The organism is Prevotella melaninogenica ATCC 25845, from assembly GCF_000144405.1.
Lineage (GTDB): Bacteria > Bacteroidota > Bacteroidia > Bacteroidales > Bacteroidaceae > Prevotella > Prevotella melaninogenica.
The window spans coordinates 1,177,664-1,199,748 of sequence record NC_014370.1; the positions used below are offsets into that span (position 1 = coordinate 1,177,664).

Here is a 22,085-nt window from a genome sequence, read left to right on the forward strand (position 1 = left end):
TATTATTCAAGTTACATTATTTCCAAGAAGTTTCCGAGGCTTTTGGCTGAACGCGAATAATAGCGAATGCTTTATTTACCAACAATGTAATGGACTGGCTTAGCCAAATCCGCTTCAAAGATACAAAAAACCTATGAAAAGTCAAAAACAACTGTAAGAAAAACGAAATAGAGAATTAAATACAGAGTTCTTTATAAAAATATTCCTTCTTTTTTATTATTTTACTCCTTACCTTTGCTGCACCAATAGAAATGGTATACGACATAGGAAGGGCTAACCTCAGCTATTTATAAAGAATATTACTAAAGTCTTGTAATGTTTACGTAAATTTAATCTTCATATCACATCAATCAACCATCACAACCGACGAAAAATCGCATTATTATAAACCTCTATCTTGTATTTATCCTTTTTCTTTATTATCTTTGCCTTAAAAATTTAATAAAGGAGGTTTAGTAATCTACTATTATTAAGACATCAATATAATCAGGAACAGCCAGCAAACAGATTAAAGCATTATAATATTTTGAAAACAAAAAAGAAAAATATGCCTAAGAAGAAAACAAATAAGAGTGAACAACAACAGTTTCTTTCACCAGAAAAATTTATAAAAACAAGAGCCAGATTCTTAAAAATCGGGAAATGCTATCGTACGTCAGAGCTGTTTAATATGGGAGAAGGATATGTCTTAGTTTCCAGATTACATACTGGCGGTAAAATTAGCTTTGCATGTTATCTCGTAGACACTTACTGCACTGGTGTAAAAGACTCTCTATATAAGCTTAGAATAGAAGAAGAAGACTTCAACGATTTCCTTGAAAACCTCAGCGAAGTATCTGAACTTGAGGAATGTAGTTACGAAGAAGCACACAATATTATTTATGGAGCAGTTGACTTTGCTGAAGAAATCGAAATAACCCCAGACGATAGCTTCAGACTCACAAGATATATGCTGGAAGAAGACACAGAAGATATACCACTCATTGAGTATGAGTTTGGCAAAGATGGCAAGCACTTTCTTGTTGCTATCGACTCATATATTGCCAGTAAATATCTTCCCAAACTAAAAAAAACTTATGGCAATGACTTCAGATACCTTTCCCCTAATAAAAAATTGATAGGAGATGATAGTTACTATATGAAATGTCCTACCTATGGTATGGACACAAAATATACCTACAAACCACCGCGATATACTGAAACGTTGAATGTACACAACGAATGGATTGTAGAAGAACTAAACAAGCCAGAAAATTCTTTATGGTTAGAAAAAACATTAATTGACCGAATTCTTGCTCTGCCAAAGGATGAGCTGCGTTCGGATTTAGAAGAGATTATCCGCTATGTCATGACAATAACAGTTAATGGCAATATTCCTTTTAATTTTGATCATGGGGATTACAACGGAATCCTTGCTTCTGCTATCATCTTGTTAGGAGAAGTTGGAAACAACGAAAGTAGCCTTGACGTTGTCTTGGAATGTCTCAGACAATCTGAAGATTTCTTTGAATACCATTTTGGCGATAGTGGTGATGATGTATTTGTTCCGACTTTATATAAATTGACAACAACGGATAGTTTTAATAAATTGCGCTGTTTCATGAAAGAGCCTGGACTATATTCATTCAATAAAGCTTACTTGGCTGAAAGCATGGCACTAATAGCATTCAAACAACCCGAACTGAGACAAACGTGTATTGAATGGTTCGATGACATCATCACCTTTGCTATTGAAAAACTACCAGAAGTACAATATATTGATGGTGTATTGGCAGGAAGCCTTACCTCTTTCATCATGGATTTACAAGCTTCAGAACTTCTTCCTAAATTAAAAGCGATGTATGATACAGGGTGTGTAGACCAAATGGCGTGTGGAAGCTTTGACAAGGTTGAAAAAGGTTTCACAGAGAAGGAGAATGTCCAGCATTTTAATTTATTCAAAATCGACATTTACGAACTCTTTGCTACACTGAAATCTCGTTTTAATAGGCAATAATATAGCATAAAAGGGAAGAGGAGTGTATCAAGACTTACTGCTTAAAAGATAAAACTTTTTGTACGCAACTATTCTGTGTATTCAATATTGTTTTGATACATTCTCTTTTTCATTATCGTTCTTACCTTTCAAAAAAGAAAGGAAAACACTAATATTAGCTATTTTTTCGTTATCTTTGCAGCAACAAAACATTGAGAACGAGAATGGAAAGTGCAAAGAAGTATTTGTTGGGAATGACACTTGGCGAACTAAAAGAGGTTGCCAAGTCGCTCGGAATGCCAGCTTTTACAGGCGGACAGATAGCCAAATGGCTCTATACACAGCATGTGAAAAGTATTGATGAGATGACGAATATCTCAAAAGCAAACAGAGAGAAACTCGCTGCTGAATATGCTATTGGCTGCAAAGAGCCTATCGATGCACAACATTCTAAAGACGGAACTATCAAATATCTCTTCCCTACTGACAGTGGTAAGTTTGTTGAAACGGTGTATATTCCAGACGAAGACCGTGCTACACTCTGTGTTTCTTCACAAGTAGGATGTAAGATGAACTGCCTCTTCTGTCAGACAGGAAAGCAGGGATTCGAAGGTAGTCTTTCAGCTACAGATATTCTCAATCAGATTTATTCCCTCCCTGAACGTGATAAATTGACGAATATCGTCTTCATGGGTCAGGGTGAGCCAATGGATAACCTTGACAACGTACTGCGCACCACAGAGATTATGACTGCTGACTTTGGTTACGGATGGTCACCAAAGCGAATCACAGTAAGCAGTGTGGGTGTCAAAGGAAAGCTAAAACGATTCCTTGATGAGAGCGACTGCCACGTTGCTATCAGTATGCACACCCCTTTACACGAGCAACGTTCGGAGTTGATGCCAGCAGAAAAAGGAATGTCTATTGATAGTATTATTGAGTTACTCAGCAATTACGACTTCTCTCATCAGCGCCGTCTGTCATTCGAATATATTGTCTTCAAGGATTTCAACGACAGCGAGGAACATGCCAAGGCTATCGTACAACTACTCAAAGGATTGGACTGCCGAATGAATCTTATTCGCTTCCATCCTATCCCTAATATCCCATTGCAGGGTGTTGATGACCACAGAATGGAGAAATTCAGAAACTATCTAACACAACATGGAGTCTTCACAACTATCCGTGCCAGTCGTGGACAGGATATCTTTGCAGCCTGCGGTCTGCTCTCAACAGCAAAGAAGATAGAAGAAGAAAGAGGGAGAGGGAAAAAGTAAAAAGGTAAATAATAAGAACGCAAAAAGACTAACAGACTACACACAGAGAGCCAATAGGAAACTGAATATAACAAAACAATACAAGATATAAGTATATGAACGATAATAAAAGAGTCCGCGTAGCAATCACACACGGAGATACCAACGACATTGGATATGAGCTTATCTTTAAGACCTTTGCCGAACCAGAGATGCTGGAGCTTTGTACGCCTATCATTTATGGTTCGCCTAAAGTAGCCACCTATCATCGTAATGCACTTGACATAGAAGCTAACTTCACTATCATCAAAGATGCATCAGAAGCACAGAACGGACGACTCAACTTGCTCCCTGTATTTGATGACGAAATTAAAGTTGATTTGGGCGTTGCTTCAGAGGAGTCTGGTATTGCTGGCTTACGTGCTGTAGACAAGGCTTTAGAGGACTATCGCCAAGGACTATTTGACGTTCTCGTTACAGCTCCTATTGACAATAATGAGCACTTCCACTTCAGTGGTCAGAGCCGTTACATTGAAGATCACATGGAATCAGAGGAGCAAGGCTTGTCAATCTTGATAAACGATGGACTGCGAGTTGCCCTTGCTACACGTAATCTCCCACTGCGCCAAGTAGCAGAATCAATATCAAAGGCAAGTATTGTTAACAATGCAAGTGCACTCTTTAAGAGTCTTCGTCGCGACTTCCGCCTTTCTTGTCCACGCATAGCAGTGCTTGGACTGAATCCTAAGGCTGGCGACAATGGTTTGTTAGGCTCTGAAGAGCATGAGATAATCTTGCCAGCTATTGACGAACTTGTTGAGAATGGCATACAAGCCTTTGGTCCTTACCCTGCCGATACGTTCTTTGGCTGCAATTACACAGAGCATTTTGATGGCATTTTAGCAATGTATTACGAACAAGGACTTGCTCCTTTCCGTACACTTTCTGTGTCTCATGGTATCATTTACACAGCAGGATTGCCACTCGTTCGCACCTCTGCAGAAATACCTAATAGCCTTTCATTAGCAGGTAAGGGCGTTGTTGACGAACTACCATTCCGTCATGCAATCTATCTTGCTATTGACATCTTCCGCAATCGTGCAGAATATGATGCACCAATGGGCAATCCACTTCCAAAGCTTTACAAGGAAAGAAGAGACGAAAGCGACAAGGTGCGCTTTGCTATTCCACGTAAGCGTGAGGATCGCATACCAAACAATGATGAAAACCGTAATACGAAGGAGACACACTAAGCGTGTCTTCCTTCATTCCTTACGACAAATATAAATAAGAAGACTTATGAACAAAAAGTTTCAGAACATCTTCTTCACTTTTGGCTTGGTTGTACTCTGTATTATGGTGTACAACCTTGACTTTGCTGATGCATGGCAGAAAATACAGCATGCAGGCTACTGGTTCTTTGCAGTAGTTGTACTATGGGTATTCTTATACATCTTTAATACTGCAGCTTGGTTTACAATTATACGTAGTCAGACACAAGACGCTGAGGAGCGGAAGAAAGTATCATTCTTCTGGCTTTATAAGGTTACTGTATCAGGCTTTGCACTTAACTATGCAACTCCTGGAGGACTAATGGGTGGCGAACCATATCGTATCATGGAGCTGACACCGAAGATTGGAGCAGAACGTGCTACATCTTCTGTCGTCCTTTATGCTATGACACACATCTTTAGTCATTTCTGGTTTTGGCTTATATCCATCTTCCTTTATATTTTCACGCGACCAGTCAACCTCCTGATGGGCACGATGTTAGCTGTCGTTTTTGTTTTCTGCGTATCTGCAATTTGGTTCTTCCTCACTGGTTATAAAAAAGGATTAGCAGTCCGCGTAATGAACCTTGTTCGCCACATTCCTTTTGTTAAGAAATGGGCAGAACCTTTTGTTGCCAATCATAAGGAAGAACTTGACAGAATTGACACACAGATAGCATCATTGCACAACCAAAACCCACGTACCTTCCTCACCGTTGTTCTACTTGAATTATCTTGCAGAATTTGCAGTGCTTTAGAGATATTCTTCATCCTTTTGGTATTGCTACCTTCTGTCAATTACTTTGATTGCATTCTCATCCTTGCGTTCACCTCTCTCTTTGCTAATATGCTCTTCTTCATACCTCTACAATTAGGTGGTCGTGAAGGAGGTTTCCTGATGTCTGTTAAAGGCTTAGGACTCACGCTCGAAGCGGGCATTTTCGTTGCTCTACTTGTCCGTATCCGTGAACTTATTTGGACAGCTATTGGCTTATTGCTTATCAAACTGGATAGGAAGAGGAACAAGTAATATACACTCGGTAGTTTTATACTTCACAAATTATCTTTATGAAAAGATTTTTTTTTCTTCTTGAAAATAATTTAGAACAAGTTGATTCATTCCACTGAAAAACAACAAAGAAAGACAGAAAGAAAGTTGTTAAAGTCTGCCAAAGTTGCAGCTTTTTCAAATTAAATAGGTAAATTTGTCAGTTAAATGAATACAACAGAATTACAGAGGACCAAACAACGATATAACATTGTTGGTAACAACGACGGACTGAATCGTGCACTGGATGTTGCTTTACAGGTAGCACCCACTGATTTGTCTGTACTGATTATCGGTGAGAGCGGTGTTGGTAAGGAGATTATCCCACGTGTAATCCACGACAATTCTCCTCGTCGTCGCGAGAAATACTTTGCTATCAACTGTGGTTCTATCCCAGAAGGGACCATTGATAGTGAACTTTTCGGTCATGAGAAGGGTTCTTTCACAGGAGCTATTGGCGATAGTGAAGGTTATTTCGGTATAGCCAACAAAGGAACCATCTTCCTCGACGAGGTGGGTGAACTTCCTTTAGCAACACAAGCTCGACTGCTTCGCGTACTCGAAACAGGTGAATATATCCGTGTTGGTGGTCAGGAAATCCGTAAGACAGATGTACGTATCGTAGCTGCTACTAACGTCAACATGCAGAAAGCTGTTAGCGAAGGTAAGTTCCGTGAAGATTTATACTATCGTCTTAACACTATTCCAATTCAGATGCCACCACTCCGTGATCGTGGCGAAGATATCGTTCTTCTCTTCCGCCTCTTTGCTATGCAGATGGCTGAGAAGTATCATCTTCCAAAAATTACACTCACAGATGAAGCACGCCAGATTCTGTTACAGTACAAATGGCCTGGCAATGTCCGTCAATTAAAGAACATTACTGAGCAGATGTCTGTCCTAAGCGAGAAGCGTGAGATTGATGCAGAAACATTGCTACATTTCATCCCACGTGACCAAGACAGCACACAGCTTGCTACGATACAAAGTGGTGGTTCACATAGCTATGAGAGTGAACGTGAGATTCTCTATAAAATTCTCTATGAGTTGAGAGGTAATGTAAGTGACTTACGACGTGACCTCAACAACGTTCGTAAGCAGTTGGAGGAAAGCAGACAACTCAATGGTGCAAGCGGTTTCCAGCCTACTCCGTCAACAGTTTCTAATCTTCCTGCTACCACAAGCAAACAGCCTATCACTCCAACACGAACGATAGAACAGGTTGAAGACGCTGTGGCAGAAGAAATATCTGAACCAGAGACACTCAACCTCAACGACATTGGAAAGCAACTGGTGGAGAAAGCCTTAGAGCGTAACAATGGAAATCGTAAGAAAGCTGCTTTAGAGTTGGGCATCAGCGACCGCACACTCTATCGCCGAATCAGACAATACGGATTAGACAAAGATTAATCAATAGATACAAAAGGGACTACCCTCTTACAATACAATGAAGATAGGAAAGAAATTCACATCTATTCGCCCACTGACATGGGGTGTGACAGCTATCTGCTTGCTCTTATTGGCAGCTTGCAGTGTATCCTATAAATTTAATGGTGCAAGTATTGATTACAGTAAAGTGCGTACCATTCAAATTGCAGATTTCCCTATCCGCTCTACCTATGTATGGGGACCAATGGGACCAATGTTCAACAATCAATTGAAAGATGTCTTTGCTAACCATACACGCCTACAACAAGTAAAGCGTAATGGTGATATGAAGATTGAAGGTGAAATCACACAGTATCAGCAACGTAATAAGAGTGTCTCAAGTGAAGGATATTCTGCACAAACAGAACTTTCCATCACTGTCAATGTGCGCTTCACAAACAATACAAACCATAGCCAAGACTTTGAACGACAGTTCACAGCTACTTCAAGCTATGAAACTGTACGTAGTCTGAATTCTGTACAGGAGGAACTCGTCACACAGATGGTGAAGGACCTTACCGACCAGATATTCAACGCAACTGTTGCTAACTGGTAATCATCTTACATCATCACTTTTAATTTCATTGACTATTATTCTTATCACCCCTCATAATCACCTATCACCCTATGGATATAGCCAATCTTATTAATCATCCGGAGAATCTAAACAAGGAGACCTTATATGATCTCCGGAGTATGCTTGCGCTCTATCCTTACTATCAGCCAGCTCGTATTCTGTTGTTGCAGAATCTCTTTCTGCTTCATGACCCCACCTTCGATGATGAGTTACGACGTGCAGCGGTGTACATCTCTGACCGTCATATCCTCTTCAAGCTCGTTGAGGATGCCCATTATCAACTGATTCCAGAACAGAAAAAGGCAGAAAAGCAGTCAATAACTATCAACGCTGAAACGACTACAGAGGAAGACCGTACAACATCGCTTATCGATACATTCTTAGAGCAGATTCCTGAAGAAGAAGATACAACACAGGAAACAGAAGGAAGGCGCAAGCCGACACCTGCTGATGCCACTGTGGACTACGTTGCCTATTTATTGGAAAGTGAAAGTAAGCAAAATGAGGATATAACTCCACAACTAAGAGGACAAGAACTTATCGACGATTTCATCTATAATGAAGGGGGTAAAATCACTTTACAAGACGAGACTGAGTACGAACCTGAAGAGAATGAACACAATGAAGCAGCTGAAAATGAAGATACTGGCTACTTTACTGAAACATTAGCAAGAATTTATATAAAACAAGGTCGATATTCTAAAGCATTGGAAATTATTAGGCGATTAAATTTGGTATATCCGAAAAAAAATCGTTACTTTGCAGACCAAATACGTTTTTTGGAGAAATTGATAATAAATAACAATAAAAAATAAGACAAGAAAATGTACACGTTATTCGTAATTCTTATCGTGATTGCAGCACTCTTGATGATTGGTGTCGTTCTGATTCAGGAATCAAAGGGCGGTGGTCTTTCATCAAACTTCTCATCATCTAATGCTATCATGGGTGTTCGCAAGACTACAGACTTTGTAGAGAAGACTACATGGGGCTTAGCTATCGCAATGGTTATTATCAGTGTAGCAAGTGCTTACGTTGCACCATCAGCAACCACAGATGCAAGTGTTGTTGAGAAAGCTGCATTAGATGACAATACAACAAACCCTAACAACTTGCCTAACTTCGGTGCAAGCCAGCAGAAGCAGGCTGCTCCAGCAGCACAGGCACCTACTGCTCCAGCTGCACCAGCAGCACCAGCAAAATAAGGGAAAATAATAAAAAAGTACGGGAAATATTTGGTCAGTCCAAATAAAACCCGTACCTTTGCACTCGCTAAAAAGAAATAGCCAATATGGTGGATGTAGTTCAGTTGGTTAGAGCGTCAGATTGTGGTTCTGAATGTCGTGGGTTCGAATCCCACCACCCACCCTTCAAGAATTAAGCGGAAGTCTTTTAAAGACCTCCGCTTTTTCTTTTGTACATCATTGTCACTATGCAAAGATACTACAAGTTGTATATTTACTAATTATTGACTGAAATATAACAATGTTTAAAGCAATAATAAAGGGTCAGTCCTAAAACCCAGAATAAGACCGTAATGAACTTATACAAATAAGTCTTTTCAATATTTGAAGTGACATAGACTCCCTAACAAGAGCCGAAACTATTACAAGGATATTTTTATTTTAGTTTGCTGTCACTTTTAACATTTCGCATAACTTCACTGATAATTAAATAGTTATACAACAACTTTATGTGACAGTAATGACAGCAAATTGAAAACGATTTCGAAACATAAAACAGCATCTCCTAACATCTTTTATTTTCTTATGGGCATCTTGTTTGTCTTTGTAGCTTAATGTAGCCCACTACGCCTGCAGCCCAAAGACAAACGATCTGCTCGACAATAAAACAAAATATATTTAGCCTCTAATGAATGATTTGGGTTAAAAACGACATTCTAACGATTTTCTCCTTTATCAATCTCCCCACTATTATTCCCCTCCACAGTCAAAGATATGTAATAAGATCCATTTGTTTACCAATTATTTCCTATATTTGCAAAAGGAAGAAATCCCTAAACAAATGGAAATATACATTATAAAAAAGAAGTTAGGAAGTAGAAAGGAGTTAGGAAGGAACCCTGTAGCGATTAATGAAACCGCCAATACGCTCGGGACCCTTCTCTACATCTTAACCCAAAAGGGCCTAACAGAAGCACAGACACTAAAAGAGAATTATGCGTTATCCGACAGTGAGATAGCTGCGCAGGCTGAGGAAGGACGCATCCGCTTTGCTGAGAACTATAGCGAAAACCACGACACAATGGCAAAAGCGATGGAACGAACAAAGCAGGCATACGATGATGGTCTCTTCAAAGTATTTATCAATGGTGAAGAAGTGACGGAATGGAATGGCCCTATCACCCTCTGCCAAGGAACAGAAGTCGTCTTTCTCAGACTCACAATGCTCACAGGTCTTTATTTTTAAGGCTAAACTTAGAGAGAAAATAGTGAGGGAAAAAGTATTAGATTCAGCAAAGATCACTACTTTATAAGTCTTACTAACCAGCAAATTCGCATTGGCTGGAACGTATTTACCATCTAAAAACTTATTGAAAGGAATAAAATATGAAAACAAAGAAGGAGTTACAGGAACACTGTTCGCAATATATCAATAGCATCAACCTATCCCAATGCAATATATGGGAGAAAAGATTTGTAAACACATGCAAGGAAGAAGACTATCAATTCAATTACTACCAAAATGTTTTTTACAAAGGTTATGACGAAGAGAAGATTCCTTTCCGTACCATAAAGGAACTTATTTCTGCAGGTGCAAACCTCCCTCACATTCTTCCAAAGAACTATTCCCAGCTTTTAGAACTACATTTAAAGCAGCTTAAAGAACTCTCTCACACGAAAGGTATCTATCGTATAGATGTAAGAAAAGGCATTGATTTACAGGAGATAGCAGATGATATATCTGACACAATGCGTGCCTTCTTTGCCGCAGCTGCCTACGGTCTCACGATTGACGAGCTAATCCGTGGACAATACCCTGACATAACCAGCTATTACCTTTCATTTACTCCTGTACTTACAGCTGCCATCCAGCAGGGAAAATCAGAAACTATTGAGGCAGTAAAAGAGGTACTGACCAGTGAAAATAACGTCGGAATCCTTACGCAAAGTCTCATCACAGCCATAGAATCTAATAATAACGAGGAGTTGCATACCCTCCTCCTCAACGTGCTGAGGGCTGCAAAACTACAAGAGGGTCTGCGCCAGAGTATCGTAGAATGTGGTAATGAATACAGCCTGACATTCTATAAACGAATGCTGGATGTCATTGCCGAAGAAGGACTTCTGCGTTATAGTTCCGTTAGACGATCTGTTCAGACATGGGCTGGTATCGGCTATGAGTCTGTTACCGACAAGGATATCAAAACGATCTTCGAAGGAATTCATCTATTCTTGACCCATCCAGAGGAACGAGTAAAAGCCTATACGGGTCCGAATGCACTACTCGTTTACATTGCTTTATATACCGCTGGTGCTGAGAATTTCAGTATTGCACAGCGTGATGCCTTACAGTTAATTGATGGCGACACCCCTCTCCAGAACCATATTGCAGCCATCTACTATCTTGACCGTTCAAGTCATTTCAAAGTTACTGACCACTTCGAGTTCTTTGCAAAGCATCTGGATGATCCTTTCACAAAGGCTTTCTTCATAGAACAATTAAGTTGTACAGCCAGGGAGGATAAGTATGAATATGGAAAGGTTGACTGCGTTTCGGGAAAGCAACGTGAACTTTACCAAAAGTTTTTTGATAAGATTGCGAAATGGGAGAAGGAGGTTAAGAATAACACGGACTTCACCTTCAAAGGCTTTGAATGGTTCAATATCCGTCTTTCACGCGAACACTTCATCAATGCTCTGTGGGTACTTGCCAGCCAAATGAAGACACAGGAAACGATTGACCATATTCTTCTTGAGAAGATACCTAACTGGGGAGTGCACTTCATAAGATATTATAACTATAGCCAAGAGGATAAGAAAAAGAAGCCTTTATACACCTTTATGAAGGAATATTACCCTTTAGGCAGTCCTGAAGCACGTCGCCAGTTCCTTGTTAAGAATATCTTTGGCTATGAGAAAGAGGGCTTTGCCTTCCTCTTGACCTTCTTCTACAAGGAAGAATTTACCACAACAGATGTCAAAGATATAGAGAAGAAACTTAAATCCAAGGTTTCTGACACACGAAGTAAGGCTGTACGTGTACTGCTTACGTTGCCCTACAAACAGCTGAAAGCATCATACGAACGCTTGCAAACAACGAAGGGAGACTATATAACAGCCGCTTTGACTGAGCTTAGGGAGGGCAGCAAACAGCTTGCAAAGGACTTTGCTTCTACGAGTGAAGAGGCAAATACAACTGCTCCTACAACCTATTCCGGTGCAGAAGGTGGTTACGGTCTATACAAGACGGGGGATATTCCGACCATTAAGCTATCTGATCCTTTCCTAACAGAGAATGATTCGCAGTCGTTCCTTAGTAAGGTATTCAATAAGATTACCAGCAAGAACCGTGCAGACGCAGGCTCTATCTTTACCTACACCATTGACGAACTGCGCAAGCTATACACCGAACTGGAAAAGATTATAGAGGACAATGCAGACAAGGAGTATAAGAACTATTGGGGAGGAACCCAAACAATTGGTGACAGTTATCTTTCCTTTACGTCTGACGAGCATACCCTTGATACACTCCCTTATCCTGAACTCTGGAAAAGTTTTCTGGCAGATCATACTCTCAAGGATGAAGATTTGTTGGGTATCTACTTAATGCTATCAGTACTTGAAGACAGCTATAGCACCGAATTCGTAGAACTTGATGCTGACAATTATCCATTCAAGAACAAGAAAAGCATTGAAACGTGGAAGTATGGCAGCCACTTCCGACTCATCGTACAAGCATTGCTCAACGATTTAGAAAAGAAGACTCCTTCCCTACTTTTCTCTCAAGCCTACTCCATTCTGGCGTTGATATTCTTCCATTGTCCAACCAACAGATACACAAGGATTTCCAGTTACGGTTCAGATGATGATGAACACGTATTCAATAGCGAACTCTTCCAGACTGCAATGAGATACGCAAGAAACTGTTGGAGAAATGAAGAAGAGTTCAAACTCTTTGTAGATATGACAATGGCAATGTATGGGAAGTATGCGCCAATAGCCCGACTGGATAAGAACCTATACTATTCATACTATACAATCGATGCACTCATATTGTCGCATTACAATCTTCAAGGCAAGCTGTCTGACGATGCCTTTATGGAGTTACTGCTGAATGACGAAGGAGAAGAACTACGTAATGCAGGAGATTATATCTCTAATACACGAGGGCACCAACTTACTTTACTATATGAAGATGAGAAGAATGTTGACGCACGTTACGGCAAAGAGACTTACAAGAATCTGGAGAGAATCATCAATAAGATAGCTCAACACCTCTTCAAGATTGAAATGACGCGCCTCAATGCACCGACAACAGCCTCTAATATCATCATCCGTATAAATGACGCAATGGTACTTCAGGGCGCTGAATACATGGTTACAGCAATGAAAGCATTAGGCAAAGACCACCTGATAGCAAGTAGCTATGGAACTGAAAAGCGTGCAGTGCTGACCGATATCATTGAGCGTACCTTCCCACTCGAAACAGATACGCCAGAAATACTTAAGACAATCAAAGACGACAGACTCTTAGAGTTGGCATATTTTGCACCGCAGTGGGTTCCACTTATCAAAGCGTATCTCAACTGGGAAGGCTTCGACCTTGCCTATTACTACTTCATTGCACATACTAAGGAGATGGGCGAAGACGAGAAGAGGGCTGCAACAGCGCTCTTCACCGACCTCGACCCAGCTGATCTTGCCGATGGAGCCTTTGACGAAAAACTCTTCCACGAAGCTTATACCGTGGTTGGAGAAAAGCGTTTCGACCTGTTCTACAAGGCTGCACGATACATCGGAAACAGCAACTATCACAGTCGGGCACGTCGCTTTGCAGACACAGCTCTCGGCAAGATAGACGAAGAAACGATCACAGAACAGATACACTCTAAGCGCAACAAGGATGCCGTATGTTCATTGGGACTACTCCCAGACAAGAGCGACAAGGCTTTGCAACGACGCTATCAGCTTATACAAGCCTTTCTGAAAGAGTCTAAGCAGTATGGCGCACAGCGTCAGGCATCAGAGAAGAGAGTATGTGAGATTGCCTTACTCAACCTCTCACGCGGTGCCGGATATGCTGACCCGATACAGCTAACGTGGCGTATGGAGAGCCAGCAGGTGACTGACAACGCTGCTTTCCTACAAGGGATAGACGTGGAGGGATACACACTGAAACTACAGTTTGCAGAGGATGGCACCAACAAACTCATCATTCAACAAGGTGAGAAGGTGCTGAAAACGGTACCTGCAAAGATTAAGAAGCATCCTGACTACCTCAATATTGCCGCTATGGGCAAGGAGTGGACAAAGCAGAGAAAGCGTGCCCGCACGATTATGGAGGATATGATGATACGCCAGACACCATTACGTCCACAGGATGTAAAGGTAATTGCTGAGAATCCTATCGTCAGTCCGATGTTCCGCTTGCTACTCCTTCGACAAGGAACAACCACAGGATTCTATACCAACGAGGGACTGGAAACGCTCAATGGCGTCCAGAAGATAAAAGCAGACGAGCCCATTACCATTACCCACGCCCAGCAACTCTATGCCGATGGCACGTGGTCAGAATGGCAAAACTTCGTCTTCAGCAAGAAGATTGTACAACCTTTCAAACAGATATTCCGTGAGATTTACATCCCGACACCTGATGAAGCAGAACAAAACGAGTCACTTCGTTACAGTGGGTATCAGATTCAGGTGAAGCAGGCAGCAGCTGCATTGCGTAGCCGTGGGTGGAGTGCAGACTATGAAGGAGGGCTGCGCAAGGTATTCTATCGCCAAGGAATCTCTGTTGAACTCTATGCACAAGCCAACTGGTTTACTCCTGCCGATGTGGAAGCTCCCGCCATTGAGTATGTCTACTTCTCATCTACACGCACTTACAATCGACTGAAGATTGCGGATATTGACCCAATTCTCTACAGCGAAGTGATGCGTGATGTAGACATGACGGTTAGCATTGCCTTCGTCGGTGGTGTCGACCCAGAGACAGGAAACTCAACAAAAGAACTGCGTGCAGCTATTGTCAAGTGTACTGCTGACTTAATGAAGTTTAAGAATGTAACAGTTTCTGACAACTTTATTCACGTCAAAGGCGCACTTGCCGACTATACTATCCACCTCGGTTCGGGCAATGTGCGTCAGGTTGGTGGCGTAGAGATTCCTATCATTCCTGTACACAGTCAGCACCGTGGGAAACTCTATCTCCCATTTATGGATGAAGACCCAAAGACGGTAGAGATTGTTTCCAAAATGGTACTCCTTGCAGAAGACAACAAGCTGAAAGACCCAACAATTCTAAAATGGATTAAACGAGAATAGCGTTAAGACCTATCCCAAATCCCTCTGACTATGGTAAAGCATAGCCCAAAAGGCTATCCATAGCATTGTATTTAGTGCTCCGCACTATTGGTGCTAACGACTCGCACCAATGGTGCGGAGCATCAACACCACACGTGCGGAACATCAACAGCATAAAAGAAGATGGGAAATTAACTTCTTTTTGACCTGATTCTTGCATATAATAATATGCTAATGACTCACGTATATAGGAAGAAAAATATTAAACCCAAATATCACAAGAAACGGTCATTATAAACAATGGGGCTTCAGGATCTTGGAGTGATAAGGTTTGCCATTTGTGTTTAAAGTTTGAAGCAATGTCACACGGAGGCACGGAGAGAACGGAGGATTATTAAAACAAAGCAATGGAAGTCACGGAGGCACCATCGGTGCATAGAGCGACGGAGCTTGTTTGCCAATTCTATTGGCAATTTATATACAAAGAGTTTATCCCGAAAGACTTCTCAAGAATCTGTACGCTACGCCTCCGTCGCTCTTTGTGCCGTCGGCACCTCCGTAACATTGCATAACCTCCGTACCCTCCGTGACTCCGTGTGCCTATTATATAAGACTTTTAGTTGAGCACTCCATATTTCAGAAGAACCACAATCTTTTTCAGAAAAGCACTACAAATTGTGGTCTACTAAACTCCCAAAAGAAGATTAAGCAGACAAGTAATCTACGCTGTGTACACTCATCACTTCAAAATTGAGCTCTCTGCAGCCTTCGATTCATACTTAGGAGAATGGTTAACCTTCTTACCATAGTCAAGAGAATAGGCTACTTTTACAGAAGCAAAAGAATTATCCCGCTCGCTAACATTATGCTCATAACACTGGTAGTTAGAGGCTAATAAACTTCGTGTACGCTTATTTCCTTGTATAAAGAGATTTCGTGCGGTGACGATTACTGACAGATTTCCATGACTCCACTCTGCTGACAAGTCATAGAGGAATGGTTGGTGTACGCGTTCCTGACAACCCATCAAATCCTTGCGAGCTGTCTGTGTAGAAGCTGAGAGCGAGAAATCGCCCAAATAATAACCGGCTTCCATACGTGCATAAAAGCATCCTAAACGTTCGTCGGCAGCTCCGCTTACACGGTAATAATCATATCCGCCCTCCCATTTCACATTGAAATCACTCATAGGCTTCCACGTTGCAGAGAGCAACAGTTGGAATTGATGATAGCGTGTATCGCTCGAATAAGTATTTATCAATCTGTTATTATCTTTTAGAAAAACATTGGTAATAGCATTACTCATATATTCATAGTTGGCAGAAAGTAAAGCTGACCATTTCTTAAAGTTGACAGAATAAGTCAAAGCAGGACCAAGCAGCGTGGAATTATCCATCGTAGGGTTACCACGACGCACCAAGACACGATCTACCTGCTGCTCTGCAGCATTCACAGTATTCAGTGTTGGGAATGTATTTCCTAAGGCAAAGAACAGTTGTAAAGCCTGATGCTGATTTGGACTCCACGAGAACATTGAGTAAAAACGTGGTGCCAAATGTGTCACCTCCTGCTCTCCACGCAACTTGTAAGCAAGGTAAGACACACCAGGACGAGCCACCAACATTACCTTTCTCCCCCACCGCTTCGCATAATCAACAAAAAACAAGGATTCAGAAGACCGCAGATGCTGCAGACTCGGAGAACTACCTCTATACTCATCTTGACTTATCTTCAAGAATTCAATCAGACTAAACGTTAGATTATGTCCCTTGGGAAGAGGCATCACATAGCTTGAGTTAAAGTTAAGATACGTATAATCTTCTTTCACATCACTCAAGAAAACTCTGTCTTCAAGGCTATTACGCTTATAAGTATTACGTGCATAATAACCATCCAATGAACATTCAAGGCTCTTTCCACCCTTGAAATTACGATTAAAGTAAAGGGAAAGAGTGGGTTTTACAGTCTTATCATGCTCAAGAACATTATTCGTAAACGACAAAGGAATGGTATAACCCGTATATATCAAACTACCATTCAAGACATCATCACGCCTTGTGCTGACTTCAACACCGCTTCTAATCATCCACGTTGTACGCTCCGTCCTCCGACTAAGACTGGCATTAACGTAACGACCGATACTCTTCATATCAGTATCATACGCTGCTTCTTGTTTATGAATAGGGTTATCCAGTAGATAATCTGTCGTCGTTTCACCGTAAACCTTAGGGTTCTGTACACTGCTACCTGCCCATAGATTGACATTATAATGCCCGAGACTATACTTTGAGGTAAGGTTGTAATCACCCTTCAGATAGCCTACTCCCTGCAAAGCATCCACTTGTGTATAACCACCCGAAGTATAAGTCTTAACAATATAGTTTATCACAGCCTTGTCGTTAGCATACTTTCCCGTAGGCATATCATAGTATTCTACATGCAGGATATCCTTTGGACGTAACGAAGTTATCTCTCTCACAGAAGCCTTCCTACCGTTGATATACAGCGTTGCCGTACCTGCTGGCGTTGTTATAACACCATTCTCAATATCCACATTGACACCAGCCAACATCATATTCTTTATAAGCTCAAATCCGGAATGAGCATGTTTCCGCTGTTTCGGAGTAGGAATACAGTCGATATGATCCACCTCTCGTTTCGCCATATCACCTGCAACGACCACCTCCTTCAGCTGAACATTCTTTGATACAGAATCAGTCTGTGCAACAGCAGGAAGTGTCATCACACCAAAGATCACACAAATTATTTTCCATTTATCCATCTTACTGCTATTTTTCAGCCGTATACAAGCATATATGACATTATATTTAGGCTTTATAACTATCGTCACAAAGTAAGAAAATAAATAAGAAAAAAGCAAGTAAAAAGTTGACAAATGTTATTGAGAAGTAATATTTTTTGCTTTAATTATATTCTACAATAGACAGAGAATGAATAGTATTTACGAAATACAAATATCATCTCATCATTGCAAAGTTGTATATTTCCCCTACATGCTATAGCTTCGCACGGAATCTGCTGATAGTCAACGTATTTCATGCCGCACCTTAACACAAAATTGAAAGAGCGTATACTGAGGTATAGAACAAAATTCTCCTACACCTTATAAGTCAACAAAAGGCATATATAAGGTGGTGATGAAATATTACATAAAACGGATATCAATAAAAAAAGGATGCTTTTGAGGTTTCTCTAAAGCATCCTTTTCTTTTATATGATAAGGTTATTTTACTGCATATCGTAAACTACCTGCATAAGTTTCTTACCTAACGCATCAGCAGCCTCCATAGTGTTAGCCTCGCTGTAAACACGAATAATAGGTTCTGTATTTGATTTACGAAGATGAACCCAAGCATCAGGGAAGTCGAGCTTAACGCCGTCAATATCAGTTACTTGTACATCCTTCTCCTGTCCATAAAGTTCTTTCACGCGAACAAGGATTGCATCAACATCTGTATCAGGAGTAAGGTCGATACGATTCTTTGCGATGAAATACTCTGGGAAAGTCTTGCGAAGTTCGCTTGCCTTCAGTCCCTTCTGTGCCAAAGAACTAAGGAAGAGCGCAATACCAACAAGGGCATCACGACCATAATGGCTTTCTGGATAGATAACACCACCATTACCTTCACCACCAATAACAGCACCGACATCCTTCATCTTTGTGGTAACATTCACCTCACCTACAGCAGAAGCATAATACTTACCGCCATGCTTCTCTGTCACGTCACGCAAAGCACGAGTTGAAGAGAGGTTACTAACAGTGTTACCCTTTACATGCTCGAGGATATAGTCTGCCACTGTGACGAGTGTGTACTCCTCACCATACATCTTACCATCCTCCTGAATGAATGCCAAACGGTCTACATCAGGGTCAACAACAATACCCAAATCATAACCACCCTTGGCAACCTCGTCCATGATACCTGTGAGGTTTGCTGCGATTGGCTCTGGATTGTGAGCAAAGTCGCCTGTTGCTTCTCCATTCAAGAACTTATATTCAACCCCTAAACGATCGAGAAGCTTAGGCAGGATAACACCACCAACAGAATTGATAGAATCAACTACAACACGGAACTTACGATTCTTAACAGCCTCAAGGTCGAGCAATTCAAGGTTCATCACCTCTTCTATATGGCGCTCATCAAATGAATCGTCATCAGTATAACTACCCAAACCATCTACATCTGCATAGACGAAGTCCTCACGCTCTGCAATATCCAAGACCTCAGCACCATCAGCTGCAGTAAGGAATTCACCCTCCTCATTCAGAAGTTTTAAAGCATTCCAATGGCGTGGGTTATGAGAAGCAGTGATAATGATACCACCATCTGCACCACTCATACGTACAGCCAACTCTGTTGTAGGTGTTGTAGCCAAACCGATGTTCACAACATCTGCACCAATACCCATCAGCGTACCGCATACAACATTCTTAACCATTGGACCAGAGATACGTGCATCACGTCCAACAACAATTTTTAGCTTCTTTCCAGGGTGCTTACGTGCAATGAAAGTAGCGTATGCTGAAACAAATTTAACAATATCCAGCGGGTTCAGCGTATCCCCCGCACGACCTCCGATAGTTCCACGAATGCCGGAAATAGATTTAATAAGCGTCATACTTAAAATATGTTTGAAGGGTATTCCCCTTATTGTTCTCTTGCGTTATTAATTTTTCTCGCTCTATTCTTTTACTTCTTCTTTCTTCACCGCCTATTAAAGACCTCTCTGGAAAGTAAGGTCATAATAGCAAGGATAGACTGCCTTTGAAGCATTAAGCTGACCCTGCTGTGAAGGAACGATAAGTCTCACGTGTGACAACTTAGATGAAGCATTAACCAATCTACCAAGAGCAATATAAGGCATTGGAACCAACCAACCTGCAGGAACAGAAGTACTCTGATAGACGTCAGCCATCACACTGGAAGTAGGGTCAAATGAAGCAGTGTATGTTCCACTTGTGTTTGTTACAGACATCTTGTCAACCTTAGGACCAAAGACGAGGAACTGATTAGATAACTGCAGCGTATCTGTAATAAGGTTGCGCTCGCTAAAACGGCAGAGGACAGTGGCTGTCTCGCCTTTTTTAATTACTTCGCCAGTTCCTTTCTCAACAATCTGCATGTAAACACCAGTATTTGGGAAAAGAACATACTGATTCTTCGTTGTATCTGTAGTATTTCCTTGTTTAGCAAACTGCTCTTCACTAATTACTTTTATACCTTTCTTGACTATAAAAGAGTTTATCGCTTCAGTCTCTCGCTCCAACTGATCAGCATAAGTCTCAGTCTTATTACATGAACTAAACGCCAACACTGCAGCTAATACAACAAGGAGAAAATTTATCTTCTTCATTCGTTTTCTTATTTTAATATGTTGTGCAAAGATAAGAAAAAGTATTTAGAAAGGGAAAATAAGAAGTAAGAAAATATATTAAGGTAGGTTGTAAAAAGAAACTTTATAGTAGTTTTATCACTTAGAACCCCTATTTTTCAGGTTCTTCTGTTAAACCCAAATCGGTCATTAGACCACAATATGTATAATTCTTATTAGTTGGGCTCACAAAGGAGGATAACTGCACAATAAAAGACAAATAGATATTATCGCTATCCTTAATCTACAAATAACTTATGCTCATATCATTATCTATTTGTAAACTATTTTCACGTGATTCAAAACCAATACATACTCTTTTGGCTTCTAAAAGATGCCTAATTGACTTGCAAAAGGTGCCCTTTAAGACCCTTACTAACGCCCTTTTGAAGTCCAAATAAGCACCTTTTACGTTGCCGATTTATAACTAATTGATATTCTGCTTGTTACAAAGCTATCACTTGTTTGTGCTTTTGGCGTTATTTATGAATGTTTTATTTGAAATTATGTAATGAATTTTCAAGGTTTTGTCGGTGACTTTTCGAGTATTAAAAAGGATATAATAGAAGATGCGCTTATGGTTACAAAGAAAGGAATCAGCTAAATTACAATAAAAATGGGAGCTATCTACCAAAAACTATAGACAGCCCCTATTCTTCTACATATTCCTTTGTACAATAGATATTTACACCATTTTTAGAGAAGATGAGGAAGATGCTCCTTCACAAATTGTTCACCTACTCGGAAGCCTTCCTCATAGAGATGCTCAAGCTTATCAACATCTTTCTCCATTCGTCCTACAACAATAGGTTCTTCTGGACGAATAACAAGTATCTTACCTTGTTCCTCCAACTCATCCACCAAGTCGAGTTGCCGATTATATGCTTCTATTCTACGGCTCAGAGCAACACGTAAACGTGGATAGTTGCGATAGATAAACTTGGGTTGTTTATGGTCACGTCCAGTATCTCTCCAACCTTTGTTACGCGTACTGATGACCACATTTGTCTCGTGTCCAGTCTCTATAGAACGCAGTATAGGAATAGAGTCAACAATACCACCATCCAATAACTCCTTACCATCCACCTCAACAATCTTACTAACATAAGGAAGACTTGAAGATGCACGTGCCAACGCATTAAGACGATGCGTATCACCTGACGATTCTGAGAGATATTCTGCAAAACCAGTCTGACAGTTTGTTACCACCATCTCAAAGATATCCCCATTCCTACAATTACAGAAATACTCTTCATAATCATAAGGAATAAGCTCATAAGGGAAGCGATGATAAAGTAAATCTGGGTCAAAAATACATCCCTGCGTAACGAGATGGCGCAAGCCTATGTAATCATACTTGGCAAGCATATCAATATTAGAAATACGAGCACGACGCGGTTGACGACTGGCATACGACAAACCATTACATGCTCCTGCAGATACTGCAACGATGTAATGAAAATAGAGCTTATATTTCATGAAAGCATCCAAAACACCAGAGGTAAATACACCACGCATCCCTCCTCCTTCTAACACTAAACCCGTATTCCTATCTATTTGCATAAAATCTCGTTAAAAAACAACTGCAAAGTTAATAACTTTCAAACAAAAATAACTATCTTTGCATTCAAACCAACTAATAATTG

General features: G+C 40.7%; 16 protein-coding genes and 1 tRNA gene. 12 read left to right on the plus strand and 5 right to left on the minus strand.

Annotated elements, in window-relative coordinates; all coding sequences use genetic code 11:
* Positions 1-526 precede the first annotated feature (526 nt).
* The 11 genes from HMPREF0659_RS04710 to HMPREF0659_RS04760 all read left to right on the plus strand — a co-directional run bounded on the left by HMPREF0659_RS04710 (position 527) and on the right by HMPREF0659_RS04760 (position 15,066).
* Entirely contained in the window at positions 527-1,996 is a 1,470-nt protein-coding gene (locus HMPREF0659_RS04710; RefSeq protein WP_227985698.1) for a hypothetical protein, read from the plus strand.
* A 203-nt stretch (positions 1,997-2,199) separates the two neighbouring features.
* A complete protein-coding gene (gene rlmN / locus HMPREF0659_RS04715; RefSeq protein ID WP_013264567.1) occupies positions 2,200-3,252 on the plus strand; it encodes a 23S rRNA (adenine(2503)-C(2))-methyltransferase RlmN in 1,053 nt (350 codons plus the stop codon).
* A gap of 95 nt (positions 3,253-3,347) precedes the next feature.
* Positions 3,348-4,484: a PdxA family dehydrogenase gene (locus tag HMPREF0659_RS04720; protein WP_013263918.1), complete on the plus strand. Its 1,137-nt coding sequence runs from the start codon at positions 3,348-3,350 to the stop codon at positions 4,482-4,484.
* Positions 4,485-4,530: 46 nt separating this feature from the next.
* Positions 4,531-5,532 carry a lysylphosphatidylglycerol synthase transmembrane domain-containing protein gene (locus HMPREF0659_RS04725; protein WP_013264731.1) on the plus strand — a complete coding sequence of 334 codons (1,002 nt, stop codon included), beginning with the start codon at positions 4,531-4,533 and terminating at the stop codon, positions 5,530-5,532.
* A gap of 186 nt (positions 5,533-5,718) precedes the next feature.
* The gene (locus HMPREF0659_RS04730) at positions 5,719-6,960 is read left to right on the plus strand and encodes a sigma-54 interaction domain-containing protein (protein ID WP_013263922.1); all 1,242 of its coding nucleotides are present in this window, start codon (positions 5,719-5,721) and stop codon (positions 6,958-6,960) included.
* 37 nt (positions 6,961-6,997) lie between these two features.
* Positions 6,998-7,534, plus strand: coding sequence for an LptE family protein (locus HMPREF0659_RS04735; RefSeq protein WP_013264601.1), 537 nt, complete (start codon positions 6,998-7,000; stop codon positions 7,532-7,534).
* Between the two features lie 71 nt (positions 7,535-7,605).
* Positions 7,606-8,370, plus strand: coding sequence for a hypothetical protein (locus tag HMPREF0659_RS04740; protein ID WP_044045881.1), 765 nt, complete (start codon positions 7,606-7,608; stop codon positions 8,368-8,370).
* A 9-nt stretch (positions 8,371-8,379) separates the two neighbouring features.
* Complete coding sequence (secG, locus tag HMPREF0659_RS04745; protein ID WP_013264513.1) at positions 8,380-8,760, plus strand: preprotein translocase subunit SecG; 381 nt, start codon at positions 8,380-8,382, stop codon at positions 8,758-8,760.
* Between the two features lie 89 nt (positions 8,761-8,849).
* Positions 8,850-8,923 (plus strand) — tRNA-His (locus HMPREF0659_RS04750).
* A gap of 657 nt (positions 8,924-9,580) precedes the next feature.
* The gene (locus HMPREF0659_RS04755) at positions 9,581-9,985 is read left to right on the plus strand and encodes a hypothetical protein (RefSeq protein ID WP_044045990.1); all 405 of its coding nucleotides are present in this window, start codon (positions 9,581-9,583) and stop codon (positions 9,983-9,985) included.
* Positions 9,986-10,125: 140 nt separating this feature from the next.
* A complete protein-coding gene (locus HMPREF0659_RS04760; protein ID WP_013264701.1) occupies positions 10,126-15,066 on the plus strand; it encodes a DUF4132 domain-containing protein in 4,941 nt (1,646 codons plus the stop codon).
* A gap of 28 nt (positions 15,067-15,094) precedes the next feature.
* Here the strand turns inward: HMPREF0659_RS04760 and HMPREF0659_RS12620 are convergent, their stop codons facing one another.
* Positions 15,095-15,265, minus strand: coding sequence for a hypothetical protein (locus HMPREF0659_RS12620; RefSeq protein WP_155812154.1), 171 nt, complete (start codon positions 15,263-15,265; stop codon positions 15,095-15,097).
* A gap of 187 nt (positions 15,266-15,452) precedes the next feature.
* On the opposite strand from HMPREF0659_RS12620, the gene HMPREF0659_RS12625 reads away from it, so the two are divergent.
* On the plus strand, positions 15,453-15,617 hold the full coding sequence (locus HMPREF0659_RS12625; protein WP_155812155.1) for a hypothetical protein: 165 nt from the start codon (positions 15,453-15,455) through the stop codon (positions 15,615-15,617).
* A 167-nt stretch (positions 15,618-15,784) separates the two neighbouring features.
* Here HMPREF0659_RS12625 and HMPREF0659_RS04765 read toward each other — a convergent pair whose 3' ends face one another.
* The 4 genes from HMPREF0659_RS04765 to HMPREF0659_RS04780 form a co-directional block, all read right to left on the minus strand.
* The gene (locus HMPREF0659_RS04765; RefSeq protein WP_013264499.1) at positions 15,785-17,827 is read right to left on the minus strand and encodes a TonB-dependent receptor; all 2,043 of its coding nucleotides are present in this window, start codon (positions 17,825-17,827) and stop codon (positions 15,785-15,787) included.
* A 467-nt stretch (positions 17,828-18,294) separates the two neighbouring features.
* Positions 18,295-19,686, minus strand: a complete 1,392-nt coding sequence (glmM, locus tag HMPREF0659_RS04770; RefSeq protein WP_013264387.1) for a phosphoglucosamine mutase — start codon at positions 19,684-19,686, stop codon at positions 18,295-18,297.
* Between the two features lie 96 nt (positions 19,687-19,782).
* Positions 19,783-20,421, minus strand: a complete 639-nt coding sequence (locus tag HMPREF0659_RS04775) for a DUF4827 domain-containing protein (protein WP_013264823.1) — start codon at positions 20,419-20,421, stop codon at positions 19,783-19,785.
* 714 nt (positions 20,422-21,135) lie between these two features.
* Positions 21,136-22,002: a patatin-like phospholipase family protein gene (locus HMPREF0659_RS04780; protein WP_013264448.1), complete on the minus strand. Its 867-nt coding sequence runs from the start codon at positions 22,000-22,002 to the stop codon at positions 21,136-21,138.
* Between the last annotated feature and the right edge of the window lie 83 nt (positions 22,003-22,085).

Excerpts from the sequence above, each read along its gene's own strand:
- HMPREF0659_RS04760 (WP_013264701.1), top strand. The coding sequence starts at position 10,126 with ATGAAAACAAAGAAGGAGTTACAGGAACACTGTTCGCAATATATCAAT.
- HMPREF0659_RS12620 (WP_155812154.1), bottom strand. The coding sequence starts at position 15,265 with ATGCAAGAATCAGGTCAAAAAGAAGTTAATTTCCCATCTTCTTTTATG.
- HMPREF0659_RS12625 (WP_155812155.1), top strand. The coding sequence starts at position 15,453 with ATGGAAGTCACGGAGGCACCATCGGTGCATAGAGCGACGGAGCTTGTT.
- HMPREF0659_RS04755 (WP_044045990.1), top strand. The coding sequence starts at position 9,581 with ATGGAAATATACATTATAAAAAAGAAGTTAGGAAGTAGAAAGGAGTTA.
- HMPREF0659_RS04765 (WP_013264499.1), bottom strand. The coding sequence starts at position 17,827 with ATGGATAAATGGAAAATAATTTGTGTGATCTTTGGTGTGATGACACTT.
- rlmN (WP_013264567.1), top strand. The coding sequence starts at position 2,200 with ATGGAAAGTGCAAAGAAGTATTTGTTGGGAATGACACTTGGCGAACTA.
- HMPREF0659_RS04730 (WP_013263922.1), top strand. The coding sequence starts at position 5,719 with ATGAATACAACAGAATTACAGAGGACCAAACAACGATATAACATTGTT.
- HMPREF0659_RS04775 (WP_013264823.1), bottom strand. The coding sequence starts at position 20,421 with ATGAAGAAGATAAATTTTCTCCTTGTTGTATTAGCTGCAGTGTTGGCG.
- HMPREF0659_RS04735 (WP_013264601.1), top strand. The coding sequence starts at position 6,998 with ATGAAGATAGGAAAGAAATTCACATCTATTCGCCCACTGACATGGGGT.
- glmM (WP_013264387.1), bottom strand. The coding sequence starts at position 19,686 with ATGACGCTTATTAAATCTATTTCCGGCATTCGTGGAACTATCGGAGGT.
- HMPREF0659_RS04740 (WP_044045881.1), top strand. The coding sequence starts at position 7,606 with ATGGATATAGCCAATCTTATTAATCATCCGGAGAATCTAAACAAGGAG.
- HMPREF0659_RS04720 (WP_013263918.1), top strand. The coding sequence starts at position 3,348 with ATGAACGATAATAAAAGAGTCCGCGTAGCAATCACACACGGAGATACC.
- secG (WP_013264513.1), top strand. The coding sequence starts at position 8,380 with ATGTACACGTTATTCGTAATTCTTATCGTGATTGCAGCACTCTTGATG.
- HMPREF0659_RS04725 (WP_013264731.1), top strand. The coding sequence starts at position 4,531 with ATGAACAAAAAGTTTCAGAACATCTTCTTCACTTTTGGCTTGGTTGTA.
- HMPREF0659_RS04780 (WP_013264448.1), bottom strand. The coding sequence starts at position 22,002 with ATGCAAATAGATAGGAATACGGGTTTAGTGTTAGAAGGAGGAGGGATG.